The organism is Pseudoalteromonas sp. S1727, from assembly GCF_005886375.1.
Lineage (GTDB): Bacteria > Pseudomonadota > Gammaproteobacteria > Enterobacterales > Alteromonadaceae > Pseudoalteromonas > Pseudoalteromonas haloplanktis.
In genome coordinates, this window is the sequence record NZ_PNDT01000038.1 from 17,264 (window position 1) to 35,283 (window position 18,020).

Here is an 18,020-nt window from a genome sequence, read left to right on the forward strand (position 1 = left end):
CCATAATTTATACATGAAATGTTTCCAACATAAGCTAAAGGATAATGTCGATTTTTGATCTTCACATTAAGAGTATGCTAGAGATGTGTCAGCTTGAAAGGAGTTAGTTTCAAACAACCTCCTCAACTTGTGCGTATTAAAAGCTAACACTGCACATGTCTGCGAACAGAAAGTCTACGTAAGAAGCTTATTCTCATTACAATATGGGAGATGAAAATATCCAAATATATGCTGAAAGAAGACCTTAAAAAGCAACTAGACACCTACAAGGTAAAAGTCGTCAATTGTGCTATTGAATGTTAATGTAAGTATTTACAACGATACCACTGACATCATCGGGGAATATTCCAAAGCACTACGCGTTATTAATAGAGCAGTTAGGTTACTTTAAATTACCAAGGCGGCGCGAAGGTAGGTGCTATGAACGGTGGGTAAAACCCAAGCCATCCAAATACCCACCTAACAAGAAAAAATACCAATCAGCTTAACTGACTGGCATTACTAATTTCACAGCAATTATATTAAATAAAAGTTCAATATAATTAAGAAAAAGTCATATATAAGCTTTTATAAAGCTTATATTAAAATTTAAACTTAAGTACTAACTCATTTAAATGCTCTGCAAGTCTTGCAAGTTCAGCACTTGAAGCTGTTGTTTGATCTGTTCCCACCGACGTTTGCAATGATAGATCTCGAATTTGAAGTAAGTTATTGTCTACTTCTTTGGCTACTGTTGCCTGCTCCTCTGCTGCGCTTGCTATTGTTGCACTTTGGCTATTAATTTCGATAACTAACATCAAAATTTCTTCGAATGCCTTACCAGTATCATTCGCAACCGCTAACGTAGATGTTGCGAGTTGATTACTCTTACTCATGCTATCAACTGTTTTTTGAGTTTCAATACTAACAGATGAAATCATAGACTCTATATCTTTGGTCGATTCTTGTGTTCTATGGGCTAGGGCTCTTACTTCATCTGCTACAACAGCAAAGCCTCGTCCATTTTCGCCAGCTCGTGCAGCTTCAATTGCAGCATTAAGAGCAAGCAAGTTTGTTTGATCTGCGATTGCCCTAATAACATCTAAAACACTGGTTATATTTTTAATTTTTTCTGATAGTTCGATAACACTTGTTTCTGAACTTTGGATATCAGATTTTAGCAATTCGATGATCTGTATTGTTTCCGTTACTCTTATCTTACCTTCTTGCGTTTTATCACTAACAATACTTGAACTGCTACTGGTTGCAGACGCCGTTTTAGCAACCTCTTCAATTGCAGCTGTCAATTGACTCACAGCGGTTGCTGCTAAACCAATCTGATCATTTTGTTGAACCACCACTTGTGATGACTGATTAGTTACGGCACTGAGCTCTTCTGAAGTTGATGCTAACTGGTGAGATGAATCTGCAATTCGAGATAGCGCATCCCGCAATTGATTCTGCATAAGAGATAATGCACTTAACATCTCTGCAGCTTCGTCTTTATGATTATCAGAAAAATCTTGACTTAAGTCTCCGTTTGCAATTTTTTTTGCTATATCAACAGACCTTCTTAGAGGCACAATCAAGCTTTTACTGTATAAAGATGCTAAAAAGATTGCAACTATCAATCCAGTAATAGTAGACGTTACAACAAGCTGATTAGACAGCTCATAAGTTTTAGTTGCATCATCATTATTTTGTGATGCCCTCATGCTTTGAAAGTCAGAAAAATCATTTAATGCTCTTCTTAACTCCCTTGCAATTGGCACCACAGCTTGCTCTCTATAAGAAATAAAACGATCCATTTCACCAATTTTCAGATGTGAATAAAGAATTGGTAATGTATGTATTAAGTCATCATGCAGCCTTTTGACTTCATTATAGATTCTTATTGACTCTTTGCTCTTGGATAACATAGACATTCTTTTTTCTGATTCATCATAAGATGTTATTAGATCAGTGATCATCTTTTTAAGTCTTTCGAGCTGTTCAACTGATTTAGCATCAGATAACTCATTAATTACAACCTGTGTTAATAAAACATCACGCCGTAAGTCAGCCACAGTAAGAATTGCAGGTATGCGATGAAGTGTTAATACATCTGTCGTAGTATTTAAATTTGATAACTGTATTATAGAGAATACCCCTATCGCTAAAGTTATAAACGCTGATATACCAAAAGCAAGTAGCGTCCTAAATCCAATACGGATATTCCTAATCATTATTTATATGCCTTACATGAAAAATTACTTTACTAATATAGAGTATCTATGTTAGGCATCTTGACACCTAACGAAAAATAATATAAATACATTTTCTCCTGTTACCAGCACAAAGTAAAACAATTGTTGTAATAAACCAAATAAAGCTAATGATAAAAGACTATTACGATATTGAATATCACGAATAATTAGAAAATTTAATTACACATCTTTATGCGCTATTTTTAAACAACAGATTAACGAAGTACAAAAAAATAATTGAAGAACTCATGGCAACAAAGAAATGACAATGACATAAAAAATCATATGATTGAATTTTGAAATAGAGCTATGGATTTCCCATGGTTTGCTTGTCACCAAATAAGTTATATTATAATTTCTAAATAAGAATAATTTTATGAGCAAGAAGCACTTGTTAAATTAGAATTATGAAAAATAGGCTAAAGTAATCTACAGCTGCTTTTGGCACAGAGTGTGTAAAAACTAATTTGGAGTAAATGAATGGACGAAAGTAGCATATGTGCAACTAGTGGCTTAAATTATATTTAGTAAGCACTTTATGGATTGAGGCATGCAATAGTTCAAAATGATGCTCGCGAAGCAGCTCGTTTTTAATTCTTTTCGCACCTAGCTTTCTTTCGTTTCTCAGGCTGAGAATCCACTCCTCTATTTGGTCATTAATTTTAGTATTTGGGGAGCTGTGAGGACGCACAGAAACTTCCTGTAGGCCCTCTAAACTTTGTTCTTTATATCAAATTAACCATAAACCAAGAAATTTTTGACTTGGCAGGTACTTTCTAAGGGCCATGGGCTTGGAAAATCTAGGCTTATCGACATCTACACAGAAAATGAAAGTACTCATCCGCGAGCAAACACAAATTCAACTTGAAAAAATAGGCGGGCTAAAATATTTAAATGCCCAAGCTATTGAACGCGGCAGACAAGGTGGTCAAAACAAAGCTCTTAAACAAAAAGAGGTTGTGTTTTTTGTTTTAAGAGAATACGAAAATAACTATATGAATTCAAAGCATAGCCAAGCCCGTGCTGCAAAAATGATAAAAGATAAAACCAATGAGCACATCCAAAACACACCAGAACTAAGGGCACAACTCCAGCCGTTTAGCGAAACCTCTGAAGCCGTTTTGAAATGGATATCTAACTTCAGTAGCTACATGACAAACCAAGCTTGGCCACCAAAAACCTCATCTGCGGTTAAAGAGTATTATGAAAATAAGCAAATTAAATTGCCTAAACTATAATCAATTTAAGACAAATCCCTTGAATGATAAAACGTTTTAAGAGGCATAATAATGGAAGAAAAAGTTGATTATGAGTTCGTTGAGCACAATTGGAAAAAATATCCTATTCAAGCTCTGGCATACAAATTTGAGCTAAGCCCGTTTAAGTTTATGCAGTTAATTCGTAAGAAAGGGATTTGTAAAGAAGTGCAACCTTTTGAAATTAAATATATAAATGAAATGATAAATAAAGTCCCATTATCTGAACTAAGACAGCAACTTGGAGTAACGAAAACACAACTAGACCAGCTAATTAGAGGGAAACTATCTAGTAAAAGCACTAGTACATCTCAACTATCTCTAGACGATGTTATTTCTAAAACCAAGTGGCTAATAGAAGATAAATTAAAATTGAATTTAGATGACTTTTTACCTAGGTCTATAACAAGTAAACAATTTTATGAAGCAGATCTTTATCATTGCATTAAATTTGCTACAGCCCTGAAAGCAAAAGACAGCTATTATAAATCTTTTTCAGCTATCGCATTTCTTGTATGCGAAGCCTACCCTTCTTTATATAAACCTTTCCAATTTAGGCATTCGAAAACTAATGACTATTTCAAAGGGAAAACAGGCAGAAAGAATTTAATTAATGCTGCTATTTGGGTAATTGAAGATAAAATGCATCTATCACCAGAGAGTCTAAAAGCCATATCTAATAGTAGATATTTCCTAAGATCTAGAGATTTAGCATTTTATGGTATCAGTAGCCATTGGTTCAGAATGCATTTTGACTCACATGATGAATTCATAAATTCAATTTTAAGTAATTTTGAAATTACTAAACACACAAACATAACAACGAAACAGCTCAGAGAAATACTATTAGAAAGTGGCAGAAATATCGACAAATGCGAACTAAAATCTTGTCCATTAAAATGCGAAACACCTGAAATTCATCATATAATTCCTAGGTCAATTCGAACAATTAAGCCAGAAAAGCTTCATGCCCCTGACAATTTACTCGTACTTTGTTCAAAGCATCATACCCAAGCACATCAATTTGATTGGCAAAAGTATAGTTTTGAGGGAGCTAATTTAAGAGATGAATTAATACTATTCTTAGAAAGTAGTATTAACTAGGTAGATTGTAAATAATCATTCTTTCCATTTGCAAACATCTCTCTGATGCCGCTTATAGCTTGCTTACCTATATCCTTTTTACTCTCCGAGATGGGTTTAATTGTTTCAGGCTTATAAAAACTTGCTTCATGGCGTTTTTTAGCCTTCGCAGCTCTTAAAATAAAAAATTCATTGGGAATAGCAATATCAATTAATATTTTTAATTCATAGGCGCTTACTTTATGTTTTCTTGAAACATTTGTTATAACTGCCTTCTTCTCACCATACTTCCCAACAATACAATAAACAGCATTATAAGCTGCGCGCCCAAGCACAAAATCATCCGTATAAGGAATATTAGCTTGATATTCTTTTACAAGTTCTTGATTCATTAACATCTCTATTTTAAGTGAAGATCAACGATTAATGCTTCTGCCAATATTACATGAGAATATCAAAGTGCTGAAAGTCGAAAAGCTAAAATTATGCAATTTAAGTTATGATCATTTCACTAGCAGAGGTTTTATCGCTACATCTGCACCTAAAATAGCTGATGTTAAAATAACGCCCCATTGCGCGATAGGGTGCTTTATCTCCATTAAATCAAGCACATTAACCCAATAAACTGGTCAGCGTATTGCTTATGAACAACAGCCCAAACAAACACACAAATACTACATAGTTTATTTCTGGGATTTAAAGTATTTGATAAAACCGCAGTTATACTTAGTTTAGCTACCAAGCTCAGTTAGTTTTTTTTCAAAATGCTGCACCGTTTGCTGGTGGCTCGAACTAGTAGTAAAACAATTCATGTAGTGCTCAAGCTCCAGCCATTGCTGTAAAGCAGACTTCAACCCAAATTGATTATGCTCTGGAGCTACATTTTCTAAATAACTATCAGGTTTTTCAATCATCTCATCAACATACCAAGTGCCTCCTATTGGTAAATCAACATCACCTGCAAAATCATCAAAGTCATACTTGAGAAGCGTACTGCCCTCAATCATTGAATTCATCCACTTAGTCTCTGCTGTTTTACCTATTGGGCTACATTCATATTTAAATAATAAAGCACATTGCACAGTGAAATAAGCTTTTGATTTCCAATAGTCAACAGCACGAGTGCCAGATAAGTGATAACGGTACACAGGTCTGTCATTCAACCGCCCTATTACTTCAGTAATGATTACTAATGCATCATATGTATCCATACCAAATTTTTTGTTGGTTTTTGGTGTAATTACATAGGTAAATAATTCATTCTCAAGACTTAACCGTTTTAACGACTCTAAATATTCAACACACTCTGAGGGAGACTTATAAAAATTAGGTACTTCATAAATGGTTTTAGTCGCACCTTGTAGCCAATCTAAATTAACAGCAAAGAGATCTGCAGCTGCTTTCAGTATTTCGGGGGTTAATATCTTTAAAAGCTCTTCATCATCAGAACACTGATATAAAGTTAAACCGTGACCAAAAAACGGAGGGATTTGTGTTCTTTTAACACCATGGGATTCAAACAAAGCGATAAAACGAGTAACGACTGAATCAGGGATTGTTACTGTTAAAACAGTTGGTGACTCTTTTTCTGAGGGGGATTTTTTAAAAAATTTATAAATAGTTAAACCTGCAACAATAATTGCACACACTAAACTGATTGGTTTTAAATATTCTTCCACGCTTAAATCCTTTTACCTTACGTTCAATTAAGTAATGGTGCTTTTATTCTGATACGCTGCGTCTATATAATGTCACTGAATCACCATCTTGTAGATAAACAAACTCTACCCCATTTCCTGAGTACAACGCCAAAATAAACACGAATTATCATGCCCTAGTAAAGGTTTTTAAATTTTGCAGACACCGTCTGCAAAATTTAAAAACCTGTCATAAACGTATCTACAAAGCGTTTAAATTTATCAGTAATAATGGGCAGTACTTTTTTGCGTTGTAATAAGCTGGGTTTGGTTTCAAGCACGTCAGCAAAGTCATCCCTTAGTGGCATTTCGTCACTTAGCTCATAACGGGTTACTAGCTTTTCTAGGCGTGCTTGGTTTAGCTTTTGTTCTTGGGCAAACTTCTCAAGCTCTAGGCGTTTTTCTTTTTCCCAATAAAGCTCAAACTCTTCATCAACGTCAGCGTTGGCGGGTATGCCTTGTAAGTGCTCGTCCATAAACTTATCTATGAGTGCTTTTTTACTTAACAGGGTTGGGTCTGTGGCTATCAGGTTTGCTATTACTTGGCGTTTACGGGCTTTTTCGTCGGTGCTTTCTTCACCGTGTAACTCGCGTAATAACTGCAAAATATAGGTTACGTTTACTATATCGCTGTGTAGTAGCTCTAGTTCAAAATCAACGTCATCTAAAACCGATACCTTTTCTTTACTTGAATTCTCACGCAACTGCCTGCCAAGATCGGCATACTTACTCGTATAATCCTGAAACTCTTGCTCGCCCATCGCGGTAGAGTCCATATCAAAGTCAGCAAAGTTGCTTAACATGTTCTTTAAGCGCATAAGCTCGCGAAACTGCCTCACAAATAACGCCTGAGCCTCTTCGTCAGGTAAAGCATCAACTGAGTCAACGGTAGGCGTAATTGCCATTAGCGCTTCATAGGCGCTGTTAAAATCAGTAAGCAGTTCATTATACGAAGGGGTTTCTATAAACTCTTTAGGCTGCTTGTTCGAAAACAGCGTAAAAGCAGTGTCAGCAGCTTTTTTAAGGTTTCTGAAGCACACTACATTACCGTGCGATTTAGTCTCGCACAATAGACGATTAGTGCGCGAAAACGCTTGTACCAAACCATGATATTTAAGATTTTTATCAACGTATAAGGTATTGAGTTTAGGAGCGTCAAAGCCTGTTAAAAACATATTCACCACCAGCAATATATCAATCTCTTTGGCTTTAACGCGCTTAGATATATTTTTATAGTAGTCTTCAAATAACTTACTGTCTTTGGTGGAGTAGCTTGTACCAAACATTGCGTTGTAGTCGTTAATAAATGAGTCTAACTTATCGCGGCTATGTAGTTTAACGACTTGCCCTTCGTTTAAGTACTTGGCTGATATTTCTTTAATTTGCGCATCATCACTACCTAATTCGTACTCTTCCTCTTCATTGGCCTCGTAGCTAAATATGGTGGCAATTTTAAGGTTGTGTTTACCTTGTGCTTTTTTGCTCGCAAACAACTCATAGTACTGAATAAGCTCAGCAACGCCTGATACACAAAATATGGCGTTATATTCGCGGCTATGCGTTTTACGGTTATGTTGGGCAATAATGTAATCTGTTATTTTATCTAAGCGCGCAGGTGAGCTTAAAAGCTCTTTTGTGTCGATGTCTTCAACTTCAATATCTAGGTTGTTATTAGAGTCACCTTTGTATTGATAACGCCCAACATACTCAATAGCAAACTTAAGCACGTTAGCGTCGCGTATCGCATCCACAATTACATACGGGTGTAAGCATTCACCAAACAAATCTTTAGTAGTGCGCTTAACTGAATTTTTAGCAACGGCGTTCTCGGCAAATATAGGCGTGCCCGTAAAACCAAATAACTGAGCATTGTTAAAAAACTCGGTAATGTTTTTATGCGTATCGCCAAATTGGCTGCGGTGGCACTCGTCAAATATAAATACAATGCGCTTATCTTGCAGGCTTTGCATTTCTTTCAAATAGCGCTGTTTAGTCACCACATTATTAAGCTTTTGTAGTGTCGTAACTACCAGCTTAGTATTACGGCTGTGGTTGACCTTTTTGCCTTTCATTGGCTTATCTAATAGCTGGTGGAACAACATACTGGTGTTGTCGGTACTGTCTACTGAACCTTTTACAAACGCATTAAACTCAAGCGCGGTTTGGTAGTCTAGGTCTTTACGGTCTACCACAAATACTACTTTATCAACCTCACTCAGCGAGGTCATAATTTGCGCGGCTTTAAACGAGGTTAATGTTTTACCCGATCCCGTTGTATGCCAAATATAGCCATTATCGGTTGTGGTTTTAACTTGCGCCACAATCGCCTCCACCGCATAAAACTGATAAGGCCTAAGCACCATTAAGTACTTACCTGTTTCATTAAGTACAATATACTTAGTAAGCATATGCGTTAAGTGCGAAGGCGTTAAAAACGCTTCGGCAAAGTCATGCAACTGGCTTATTTTATTATTTTCGCTATCAGTCCAGTCAAAGGTTTGCTTAGCCGACATGTCACTGTTGTTAGAAAAGTACTGGCTATTAACCCCATTCGACATTACAAACAACTGCACGTAGTTAAACAAGCCATGGTTGGCATGAAACGAATGCTTTTGATAACGCTTAATCTGGTTAAACGCTTCTTTTAGTTCAATACCACGGCGCTTTAGCTCTATTTGTACCAGCGGCAAGCCATTAACCAATAGCGTTACATCGTATCGGTTAGTGTATGTGCCCTTTACTGTAATTTGTTGCGCTACTTGAAAGCTGTTTAACTGCGGCTCATCAAACAACAACGTTAAGTGTCTACTGTCGCCGTTATCAAGTGTTACATCAAGCTGGTCACGCAGTATTTTGGCTTTTGCAAATATATTACCTTTACCAAGCTTACCCAATATTTGCGTAAACTCAGTATCGCTTAACGTGCAGCTATTCACTTTTTCAAGCTGCTGCTTAAGATTCGCCTCAAGTGCAGCGTTGTCTTTTAAAATAACGCGCGTAAAGCCTTGCTCGCTAAGCTGTGCAATTAAGTTATCTTCTAATTGTTGTTCACTTTGATAATTCATTTATACCTACAATTCCTTGGTGCTCGCCTTGTGTAATACATTCACAGCTTTATTGCTAATCTTTATGTAACTTATAACCCTGTTCTGGGTGATTCGGTATTGTTGGATATGCCAAAAACAATACTTGCTCTTTAACCATTTTACTTAAGTAATTACGTCTTAGCGTGTCGGGCTTCATTCCTAGCAACTGCGCTATATCCCCCAGCCTTAAACAGTGCGGCTGTGCTTCTTTACATAGGGCTATTATTGCTTGTTCTACCTCAGACTTCTGCTTTCTACTTGAGGCAGCTCGTACTTGCTCACCTATAACCCATAGTGAACCCCATAACTCATTAGCTGCAACCGTATCTACTTCTGTATTGTCTTGGTCCGGAGTATTTAGAGCTAGGTCCGGACCTTCGCTATCTAACTCCGGACCTTCGCTATCTAACTCCGGACCTTCACTATCTAGGTCCGGACCTTCGCTATTTAACTCCGGACCTTCAAACAGTGAAAGCTGATCTAACTTGGGAGAGGCTACAAACGTAATACTCTTACCTGCATCATTATCAGGCGTAGGGATTTCTATCCCTTTTAAGTGATATATCTTGCCTCTGTGCTGGCCTGCCGATTCTAAGTACCCTGCATTAACTAACTGACTTAACGCAAGTGTCACTTCTCTTGTATGTTCTGAGGTCAACGAACAAATACGCTCGTGGCTAAACCATGACTCGGTAATAGCGGTAATCAAAATAGTTCGCTTAAGTTCGCTCAGCTTCTTATAGCCACTACCAAAGGTATCTGTAAGGCGTTTATCTAACTCAGGCGATACAATATTAACCATGCGCAACTCTAAAAAAGTTTGATTCAGCTCATCCTTTTCATACATATGCGGTGGCTGCCAGTTTTGCGCTTTACAGTTACTATATATTTTAGGAATACCCGACCCTGCTTTTTCGCTTAAGCCAATATTTAAAAACATTTGATGAATAGCAGGGTTTCGGCACTGGCTATTACCACCCGCCTTAGCTTCATGCACAGGTATACGCATTAAGCCTGCATTTCTAAAGCCGATAAAGTCAGGGTGTTTTTCAATTAAAATATTACTTTCGGTATTAAACTCTGCATGTGCGAGTGTATTAACAAGTGCTTCACGAATGGCCTCATGCGCAGGAGTGGTATCTTGTCGTTGGCCATCATCGGTTAAGCTAAACCCTACTTTTAAATCAGCCGTGAGCTTACGATAAACCTTACGATAAAAATCAAATGCATTTCCCGACCAAGAGCCATCAGTATAAATACGATCTATCCAGCGGTGTGTACTGTCGTCTTTTTCTTGATAATCAAGTGCAAAACTCGGCAACGCATCTTGAATCGCATCCCATTTACCAAACATCACTAAGCCAGCAAGGGTTAAACCCGCTTTACCTGTTGCGCGGTCTTTTTGCCAGCCACGTATTGAGCGCAAAAACTCTTGGTCGCTCAATTCTAAAAAAGGATGTTGTGGCTTGGCATCAACAAACATTTGTCTATAAATACGTAGGCTTTCGGGGTCTATGTCATCAAGAGTAAAATGCTCTAAAATTCGGTTGTCGCGTACTTCCTCTTGCTCTGCCAGCATTTTATTTACTGCCGGTGGCAAACATTTTTGATCGGCCTCGTAACGACGCTGATAGGTCCCATTAAGTGGGTTCGCATTTATAAATACAGGGCGGCTTTCGCGCGGGGCGCGTGGAACAGTAATCGCAATAACCAACTTGCCTTCAAGTGTTTCAATGCGCACATCGCTTTCGCTGAGCAAATTGGTACTAACTTTATTGGGGTTGTTAACCGTATCCCAAATGTTCTTAATTAGCGGCGCTGGATTTGTTATGCCCTCAACTGTAAACGTGCCTTTTTTCTCTTTAATGCCCAATAAAATTAAGCCACCACGAGTATTGGCAAACGCGCTATAGGTTTCCCACATATCATTAGGCACTGCCCCATGGCCGTCACGGCCACCAGCAAGCTTACACTCAACCTCTACGCTTTCTTGCAAAGTTTGAATATCAATAATGTTCGCAATTGGGTTGTCATTAATTTTATTAGTCATTATTTCTCACACAAACATTTGCTGTAGTAAGCCTTTTTTAAATAGCTTAGTTTGTTCTATTTGATCGTTAACAGCGTCTATTTTTTTATCGAGTGATTGTAAGAATTCTGCTATTTTTTGTTGTTCGTCAATGTGTGGCACTGATAACTTTATAGTTTCGATGTTCCCTTTAGATATTCCTAAAACTGAAACGCCTTGTGCTAATTTTTGTACCTGCCTTCTCGTACCGTTAAATTGGAATAAATAGCCAAGAAAACCCGAAGCAAATTTATTTTTAGGCCGAGCTATATAAGTATGTAAACCAGCTACTAATGTGCCTTCTTTAACATTTATTATTTCAATTGCCTTTCCTATATCAGCATAATCCTCAGAGGCATCCGCAATCACAATATCACCGTTCTTACAAAAATCAGCCTGGCTTACCAACTTATCTATTTCGGCATCAACAACATACGGAATATTCTCTCTTGTTTGAACAAATTGAGAATGGTATTTCGTATGTATATCCCCATAATGAATATTTTGTAGTGCTGTTACATTATCCGATAATTTTTCACGAGAAAGGTTATTAGTTCTTATCCAATCAAATAAGCTTCTAAGCGTTTTTTCTTCCCACTCAGGAAAAGCACTTCCATCATCGTCTTTAAAGCGGATTTGTTGGCTAAAAATTTGTTGCATTACGCCTTTTTTATAGTCTTTTAATAAAAAATGCTTTTCAGTTAGCAAACTAATTTTTTTATCAACTGAAGTTAAGAATTCAGCAATTTTTTGCTGTTCTTTCAATGAAGGCAGAGTAATTGGAGTCGCTTTCGCTTGCTCAATTGTGTAGTGAGAAATGGTCCCTGTATGGTTTGTCTTTGCTAAATAACGTCTAAATATTGGGGCTAAAAAGAACTGATATAAATAAGGCCCATACAACATATCATTGCAACTTAGCCACAACAAATCTGCATCTTTAAAATATAGTGGTTCATTATTGTTAATTAGATATGGAACTCCAATAGAACCTCCACCAGTTACTAATAAATCGTCTTTCTTTACCTTCCCTGATTTATTTGACAGTTTTTCAAATAACTCTTTAGAAATAAATATTTTATTGTTTTGTTTACCTTTATGTATAGCAATAACATCACTAGTCCTAAAAAAAGGAACGCCATATTCAGTCCATTGTTCTTTATGAACCCTTGAGGCTGATCTAATTTCTGCTAGCGCTCCTAGTTTGTATTTAGCCCACTTGTCACTAGACCGAGGTAGCTTTAGCTCAGTAATATTTTTAGCACTGTTCATTAAAAGGAGCCTTTATACCTAGTTCTTTACAAAATAGAGCTATATCAGCGTCTGCTGAACGTATTCTTTCTTTAATATCAGCTAAACTCAACGCCACACTTTCGAGGCTAATTATTTCGTCTTCCTCAAACGTATCTACATAACGTGGAATATTAAGGTTGTAGTCGTTCTCTGCTAAATCCGCATGTGTAGCTGCGAATGCATATTTATCAATAAAATCGCGTTTGCTTACGGCATTTAAAATGCGCTGTAAATCTTCCTCACGCATTACGTTGTTGTTAGTGCCTTTTTCAAAGTGATTGCTGGCATCTATAAACAATACGTCATCGTCGGCTTTACGGTGTTTATTTAACACCAACACACAGGTAGGAATAGACGTGCCAAAAAATATGTTAGCAGGTAAGCCTATTACCATATCAAGGTAGTTTTTTTCTTTAATAAGGTGTTTACGTATATGCCCTTCGGCCGCACCACGAAACAACACGCCATGGGGTAGCACCACCGCCATTGTGCCGTTGTCGTCAAGCTGGTGGATCATGTGTTGGACAAAAGCAAAGTCGGCCTTGCCTTTTGGTGCCAGTTTACCGTAGTCGGCAAAGCGTTCGTTATTCATGTGTAGCGGGTTGGCAGACCAGTCAGCCGAAAATGGTGGGTTAGCTACTACGGCGCTAAAGCGTTGCTCAAGGTGTGCGGGAACTTCTAACGTATCGTCGTTTTGAATGTCGAATTTGGTGTAATGCACGTCGTGCATAATCATGTTCATACGGGCTAGATTGTAGGTGCTTGGGTTTTGTTCTTGGCCGTAAAATTTTAAATCTGGGTTATTAGCTTCTTTTGCAACACGTAACAATAATGAGCCCGAGCCACAGGTCGGGTCGTAAACCGATTTTATATGCGGGTTATTTAAGGTGACTAATTTTGCCAGTAACTTTGACACCATTTGCGGCGTATAAAATTCGCCTGCTTTTTTACCCGCGCCACTGGCAAACATGCCAATAAGGTATTCGTAAGCGTCGCCGAGTATGTCTATTTCGCTACTTTCTAGGTGAAAGTCGATGTTATCAAGGTGCTCTAATACTTTGGCTATTAACTTATTACGCGCATCGGGTGTTTTACCTAACTTGTTAGAGGTTAGGTCTAGCTCGTCAAACAAGCCGTTAAAGTCATCAGCACTGTCTGCGCCCATGGTGCTTTGTTCAATGTGGTTAAGCACGTTGGTTACATCGTCTAAAATAAACTTATCGTTAGCACCACGCTCAGCAAGTACATGAAACAGCTCTGCTGGCTTAAAAAAGTAGCCTAACTTATCAAGCGCCTCTTCTTTTACTGCTTCTAGGTACTCTTGACCCTCTGCTGTTGTTTCGTCAATTTTAGCAAATACAATACCGTCTTCACTTAGTAGCTGATCGGCATAGGTATTGAGCTTATCAGACAGGTATTTATAAAAAATAAGCCCAAGTATGTAATCACGAAAGTCGTCAGCCGACATGTTGCCACGTAAGCTATTAGCAATGTTCCAAAGCTGCTTTTTTAATTCTTGTTGGTGTTGTTGAACCATTAATTACTACTCTTTATTTTAATAAAAGGCTTATATAAGCCGATTTAATTACTTATTTTTAAAATGCATTTCTATATATTTTAGTAGCTCGTAACCATATAAAGCTTCTGATTCTGATGAGCGTCTTATATAAAAATCCTGATACTTATTATTATCGCCTTTCATGAAAACAGGCTCAGGAGAAGCAATACAATCTACGATAACAATATTTTTATCATCTATGATAACTGAAGATAGGCGAACCAATTTGCTAATTGAATCACCGAGCAAATTTGTCACTTTATTTTCTAAATCTTTTAGATATTTTTCAATTTTCTGCAAATTTAAAGCTGACATTTCTCTATCTAATCCAACCAACTTGCCACTGTCACTCACACCTAACAATAATGTGCCACCATCAGTATTAAGAAATGAAGCTATATTTTTAATTACTTTAGTCTGCTCTTCTTCGCTACGAACAACTTTTCCAGAAGGGTTATAAACATCTTGCTCTTTGAGAAAGAAAAACTGTTTAAACTCAATTTCTTTAGTTTCATTAATCTCTACTAGAATTTTAACACGCTCAATATCGCTAATTTCAGATAAATCAAAAATAATTCTATTTGTTTGATTTGCTATTTCAGGAGCTGAGGATGGGTTAGTGATTAGATCACTCTTGTAACGAGTTAGAGTAGATTCTGCTGCTTCTAATTTATTTGCTAATTCAAGTACTTTTAGTTGCTCTGATTTCTCCGGCACATAAATATCTAGTTTATGTAAATCTTTAATAGACAATCTAGCAAAAGCACCTGAAGAAAGGTGATCCAGTGATAATCGGCCTAATTCTGAATCTAAATACAACTTCGCATAGCGACAAAGAATAATATTCTCATTAAATTGAACTTCAATATAATGCTTTTGCTGCTGGGGTGTTAGCTCGTCTAAGCTTGTTAGAACACGGTTACGACTTTGTACTGTAGAAATAAATACAGAATTAGCTTTTGCTTCAGATCCAGCTTTCACCCTCCGCATAGACAGAACGGCTCGTTTATCTAACTCTAAAGAGCTATTAAATGAATATTCTTTAAACGTTTTATGATTATGCTTTAATCTTTCAATTATTTTTTTATTCGGTGAGTTATCAATATACTCCTTAACAGCCAAAGAGTAATTTTTAGCTTTTATATCATCTAAACTAACTACCTTAGAATAAGTCCCTATATCTTGAAATTCATTGTAAGTTTTAATGATATTGTTGATGTGTTCACGTGTTAACTCATTAGCCCTTCTCGACTGAAGATAGTCGTACTTAGCATCAATAAATAACGTTTTTAGCTTCTCACTTTTATTTTTGTTGATTATTAAAATACAAAGGTCAACTGAACTTGATTGCAATATTTTTGATGGTAAGGAAATGACCGACTCGATTAAGTCTTCTGAAATAAGAGCGCTTCTTATATATAATTCTGCCCGTTCAGTCACCAGCATCTGTGATGAAACAAGCGTAACTAATTTTCCTTCAGGGGCCAGTGCAGCCAATTGATGTAACAACCAAGCATAGTTAGCATTACTTTTAGGGGGCATTCCAAAAGCAGTTCTTTTCCCTTCTAAGTAACTCCACTCTTCATGATTGAAAAACTTCTGATTAATTGGAGGAAATGAAACTATCTTATTAAACGTTTTAAGATCGTCGTATGAGTTTGATTCTTTAAACTGAGGATTTAGTAATGCGTCACCTAGCCTTACATCAATATTAAAGTTATTACTCAAAATCATGAGGACTCTAGCAAACCAAAACTCATCTAGCTGCTTTGTCTCGCCGTAAATAAAACCTTGATACTCACCCAAAGTACCATCGAAGCTTTTTGGAATAATTAACATCCGGCCAACACTAAATGAGGGATCATATATATCCTCATTTTTCGTTAAGCCTAAGAGCAACAGCATTAATTCGGCAACTTGTATAGGCAAATCAGAACCAAAGTTACCTACTCTAGGACTGAGCCATTCTTGTAAAAAGGCACCTATTTGTGTATCACAATCACTTGTTAGTCTGTCATATGAATAATGAATAGACATTACTAACTCAACTAGGTAATAGCTATCTAAATGCTGAAATAAAGAGATAGGGAATATACCGTTTAAAAAATCATTCTCAGCCTCAATTTCTACGAGATTACTGATTAGCTGCTCTTTTAAGCTGTGTCTATCTGAGTTTACTAAGTTGTTAAAGTGGCAGTGTTCAGGTAAAAAGTAAGGGACACTAGAGTCATCGATTCCATTTTCAATACAGTATTGATGATAGGAAATATGATGGTAGGTGATTAATGAAATAAGTAATTTGTATCGTTCGAGCCTTGAGAGCGGAGATTCTCTTAATAGATCATTAGCTTTATTGAGCACTTTCATTGCTTCAGTTTTCATTTAATCTTCCATAAAATAATCGCTATCGAGCGCTTTTACTTCAAATACGTGTTTGGTGCTTACGCCTAAGTTATGGGTAAGCATGAGTTCGGTTAGTTGTGCGCCATCCACCAGCACTATGCGCTTTTCTATCATGCCTACGTATTCGAGGGCATCTTTACTAAAGCCGCTGGTGGTAATGAATACACCCTTTTTAGCGCGGTGCATATCAAGCGCACCCGCAAAGGCTTGTATGTCTGGTCTCCCCACTGTTTTATTGGTATAGCGCTTAGCCTGTAAATATATCATTTCAAGGCCGAGTTTATCTTCTTTTATTACGCCATCAATGCCACCATCTTGTGTATACTGCGTAGCTTGCCCTGCATCTTTACGCGAACCGCCATAACCCATGGCAAGCATTAAATCGACTACTAGGTTTTCAAAAAATACGGGGGATGCTGCTAATATTGCTTTTAGTATTTCGTCACTTAAATTGGTATTGAGAGTATCAACTGAAGCTTCTATAAGTTCTTCAGGGGTTTTATCTGAGTCGTTGCTTACTATGCTGGTGGCATTTGCTTGTGCAGGTTCACTTTCGTCTTTAGAACGTGTTTTAAAATCAATAAAAGCTGCAAACTTGCTTAAGTATTGATTATTGATTGGCTCGCCAGATTCGATTGCAACTAAGCCTTTTGGGGTGATTTTACAAAAAGCCCTTTTAGGTTGCTCAATTAAACCCGCTTGCACCAAATAAGTTTTAGCCCAGCCTAAACGGTGATAAGCATAGGTTTGTTTACCACTGGGTATGCGTTGTTTTAACTCTTGAGGTGTTAAAGCTAATAATAAATAAACTTGACTATCAACTTCACTAAGTTTCAACGATTGTGGGTAATGCTGTTTAAGCACCTGTAACAAAGGCTGCATAAACGCTTGATAGTTAGGTACTGTCATATTTCCTTTTGCCAGCAATGCTGGACCCCTAAAAAACTAAACACCAGCATGTTATGTAATTTACTTATGTAGGGCAATTGTTTGCGGTAAATGAGTCAACTTCCTCCCCTCTTTTAGTCTCATCTTTGCGTGCCAGCGACTATTTCGATGATTTAACCACATTTGTCGTTATGACAAACTTTGCCAAATGACAAACATTTTGTCATTTTAATTAGCTAATTATTCACTCTATGAATAATTTAAAATAATAGTATTCAAATAGTTAAACCTACAGAGTGAATAAACACGCCAAACGGATTCATTTTAAACGCGCAGTGGAATTACTAGTTTTAGCGTACCAAACCCTATTAATAATGGTCTTATACGTGCTGAAATTTGCCTCTTAAAACACCTTAAATATACAAAAATGGCAAACTCTATCTATAAGATTGTCATAAATCACCTC

Annotated in this window: 11 protein-coding genes; 2 read left to right on the forward strand and 9 right to left on the reverse strand. The window is 37.0% G+C overall.

Features of this window, described 5'->3' with window-relative positions:
- Positions 1-581 precede the first annotated feature (581 nt).
- Positions 582-2,204: a methyl-accepting chemotaxis protein gene (locus tag CWB85_RS10695; protein WP_138554871.1), complete on the reverse strand. Its 1,623-nt coding sequence runs from the start codon at positions 2,202-2,204 to the stop codon at positions 582-584.
- Positions 2,205-3,016: 812 nt separating this feature from the next.
- Between CWB85_RS10695 and CWB85_RS10700 the strand changes: the two genes are divergently transcribed.
- Both CWB85_RS10700 and CWB85_RS10705 read left to right on the forward strand, forming a co-directional pair.
- Entirely contained in the window at positions 3,017-3,463 is a 447-nt protein-coding gene (locus CWB85_RS10700; RefSeq protein ID WP_171039004.1) for a hypothetical protein, read from the forward strand.
- A gap of 51 nt (positions 3,464-3,514) precedes the next feature.
- On the forward strand, positions 3,515-4,585 hold the full coding sequence (locus CWB85_RS10705) for an HNH endonuclease signature motif containing protein (RefSeq protein ID WP_138554873.1): 1,071 nt from the start codon (positions 3,515-3,517) through the stop codon (positions 4,583-4,585).
- Here CWB85_RS10705 and CWB85_RS10710 read toward each other — a convergent pair.
- From CWB85_RS10710 to CWB85_RS10745, 8 genes are all read right to left on the reverse strand, one after another.
- On the reverse strand, positions 4,582-4,956 hold the full coding sequence (locus CWB85_RS10710) for a hypothetical protein (protein WP_138554874.1): 375 nt from the start codon (positions 4,954-4,956) through the stop codon (positions 4,582-4,584). The genes CWB85_RS10705 and CWB85_RS10710 overlap by 4 nt on opposite strands.
- 339 nt (positions 4,957-5,295) lie before the next feature.
- Positions 5,296-6,243 (reverse strand): hypothetical protein, encoded by a 948-nt coding sequence (locus CWB85_RS10715; RefSeq protein WP_138554875.1) that lies wholly within the window; start codon positions 6,241-6,243, stop codon positions 5,296-5,298.
- 197 nt (positions 6,244-6,440) lie between these two features.
- Complete coding sequence (locus CWB85_RS10720) at positions 6,441-9,326, reverse strand: type I restriction endonuclease subunit R (protein WP_138554876.1); 2,886 nt, start codon at positions 9,324-9,326, stop codon at positions 6,441-6,443.
- 55 nt (positions 9,327-9,381) lie between these two features.
- On the reverse strand, positions 9,382-11,397 hold the full coding sequence (locus CWB85_RS10725; RefSeq protein ID WP_138554877.1) for an RNA/DNA-binding domain-containing protein: 2,016 nt from the start codon (positions 11,395-11,397) through the stop codon (positions 9,382-9,384).
- A gap of 6 nt (positions 11,398-11,403) precedes the next feature.
- Complete coding sequence (locus CWB85_RS10730) at positions 11,404-12,684, reverse strand: restriction endonuclease subunit S (RefSeq protein WP_138554878.1); 1,281 nt, start codon at positions 12,682-12,684, stop codon at positions 11,404-11,406.
- The gene (locus tag CWB85_RS10735) at positions 12,671-14,242 is read right to left on the reverse strand and encodes a type I restriction-modification system subunit M (protein ID WP_138554879.1); all 1,572 of its coding nucleotides are present in this window, start codon (positions 14,240-14,242) and stop codon (positions 12,671-12,673) included. The genes CWB85_RS10730 and CWB85_RS10735 overlap by 14 nt, the downstream gene beginning before the upstream one ends.
- A gap of 48 nt (positions 14,243-14,290) precedes the next feature.
- Complete coding sequence (locus CWB85_RS10740; protein WP_138554880.1) at positions 14,291-16,645, reverse strand: N-6 DNA methylase; 2,355 nt, start codon at positions 16,643-16,645, stop codon at positions 14,291-14,293.
- Positions 16,646-17,575 carry a restriction endonuclease gene (locus tag CWB85_RS10745; RefSeq protein WP_138554881.1) on the reverse strand — a complete coding sequence of 310 codons (930 nt, stop codon included), beginning with the start codon at positions 17,573-17,575 and terminating at the stop codon, positions 16,646-16,648. It abuts the gene before it with no gap.
- Between the last annotated feature and the right edge of the window lie 445 nt (positions 17,576-18,020).

What these genes read in the sequence shown, in the direction of transcription:
- CWB85_RS10725 (WP_138554877.1), bottom strand. Translation starts at nt 11,397, where the DNA reads ATGACTAATAAAATTAATGACAACCCAATTGCGAACATTATTGATATT.
- CWB85_RS10710 (WP_138554874.1), bottom strand. Translation starts at nt 4,956, where the DNA reads ATGAATCAAGAACTTGTAAAAGAATATCAAGCTAATATTCCTTATACG.
- CWB85_RS10745 (WP_138554881.1), bottom strand. Translation starts at nt 17,575, where the DNA reads ATGACAGTACCTAACTATCAAGCGTTTATGCAGCCTTTGTTACAGGTG.
- CWB85_RS10705 (WP_138554873.1), top strand. Translation starts at nt 3,515, where the DNA reads ATGGAAGAAAAAGTTGATTATGAGTTCGTTGAGCACAATTGGAAAAAA.
- CWB85_RS10695 (WP_138554871.1), bottom strand. Translation starts at nt 2,204, where the DNA reads ATGATTAGGAATATCCGTATTGGATTTAGGACGCTACTTGCTTTTGGT.
- CWB85_RS10730 (WP_138554878.1), bottom strand. Translation starts at nt 12,684, where the DNA reads ATGAACAGTGCTAAAAATATTACTGAGCTAAAGCTACCTCGGTCTAGT.
- CWB85_RS10735 (WP_138554879.1), bottom strand. Translation starts at nt 14,242, where the DNA reads ATGGTTCAACAACACCAACAAGAATTAAAAAAGCAGCTTTGGAACATT.
- CWB85_RS10720 (WP_138554876.1), bottom strand. Translation starts at nt 9,326, where the DNA reads ATGAATTATCAAAGTGAACAACAATTAGAAGATAACTTAATTGCACAG.
- CWB85_RS10740 (WP_138554880.1), bottom strand. Translation starts at nt 16,645, where the DNA reads ATGAAAACTGAAGCAATGAAAGTGCTCAATAAAGCTAATGATCTATTA.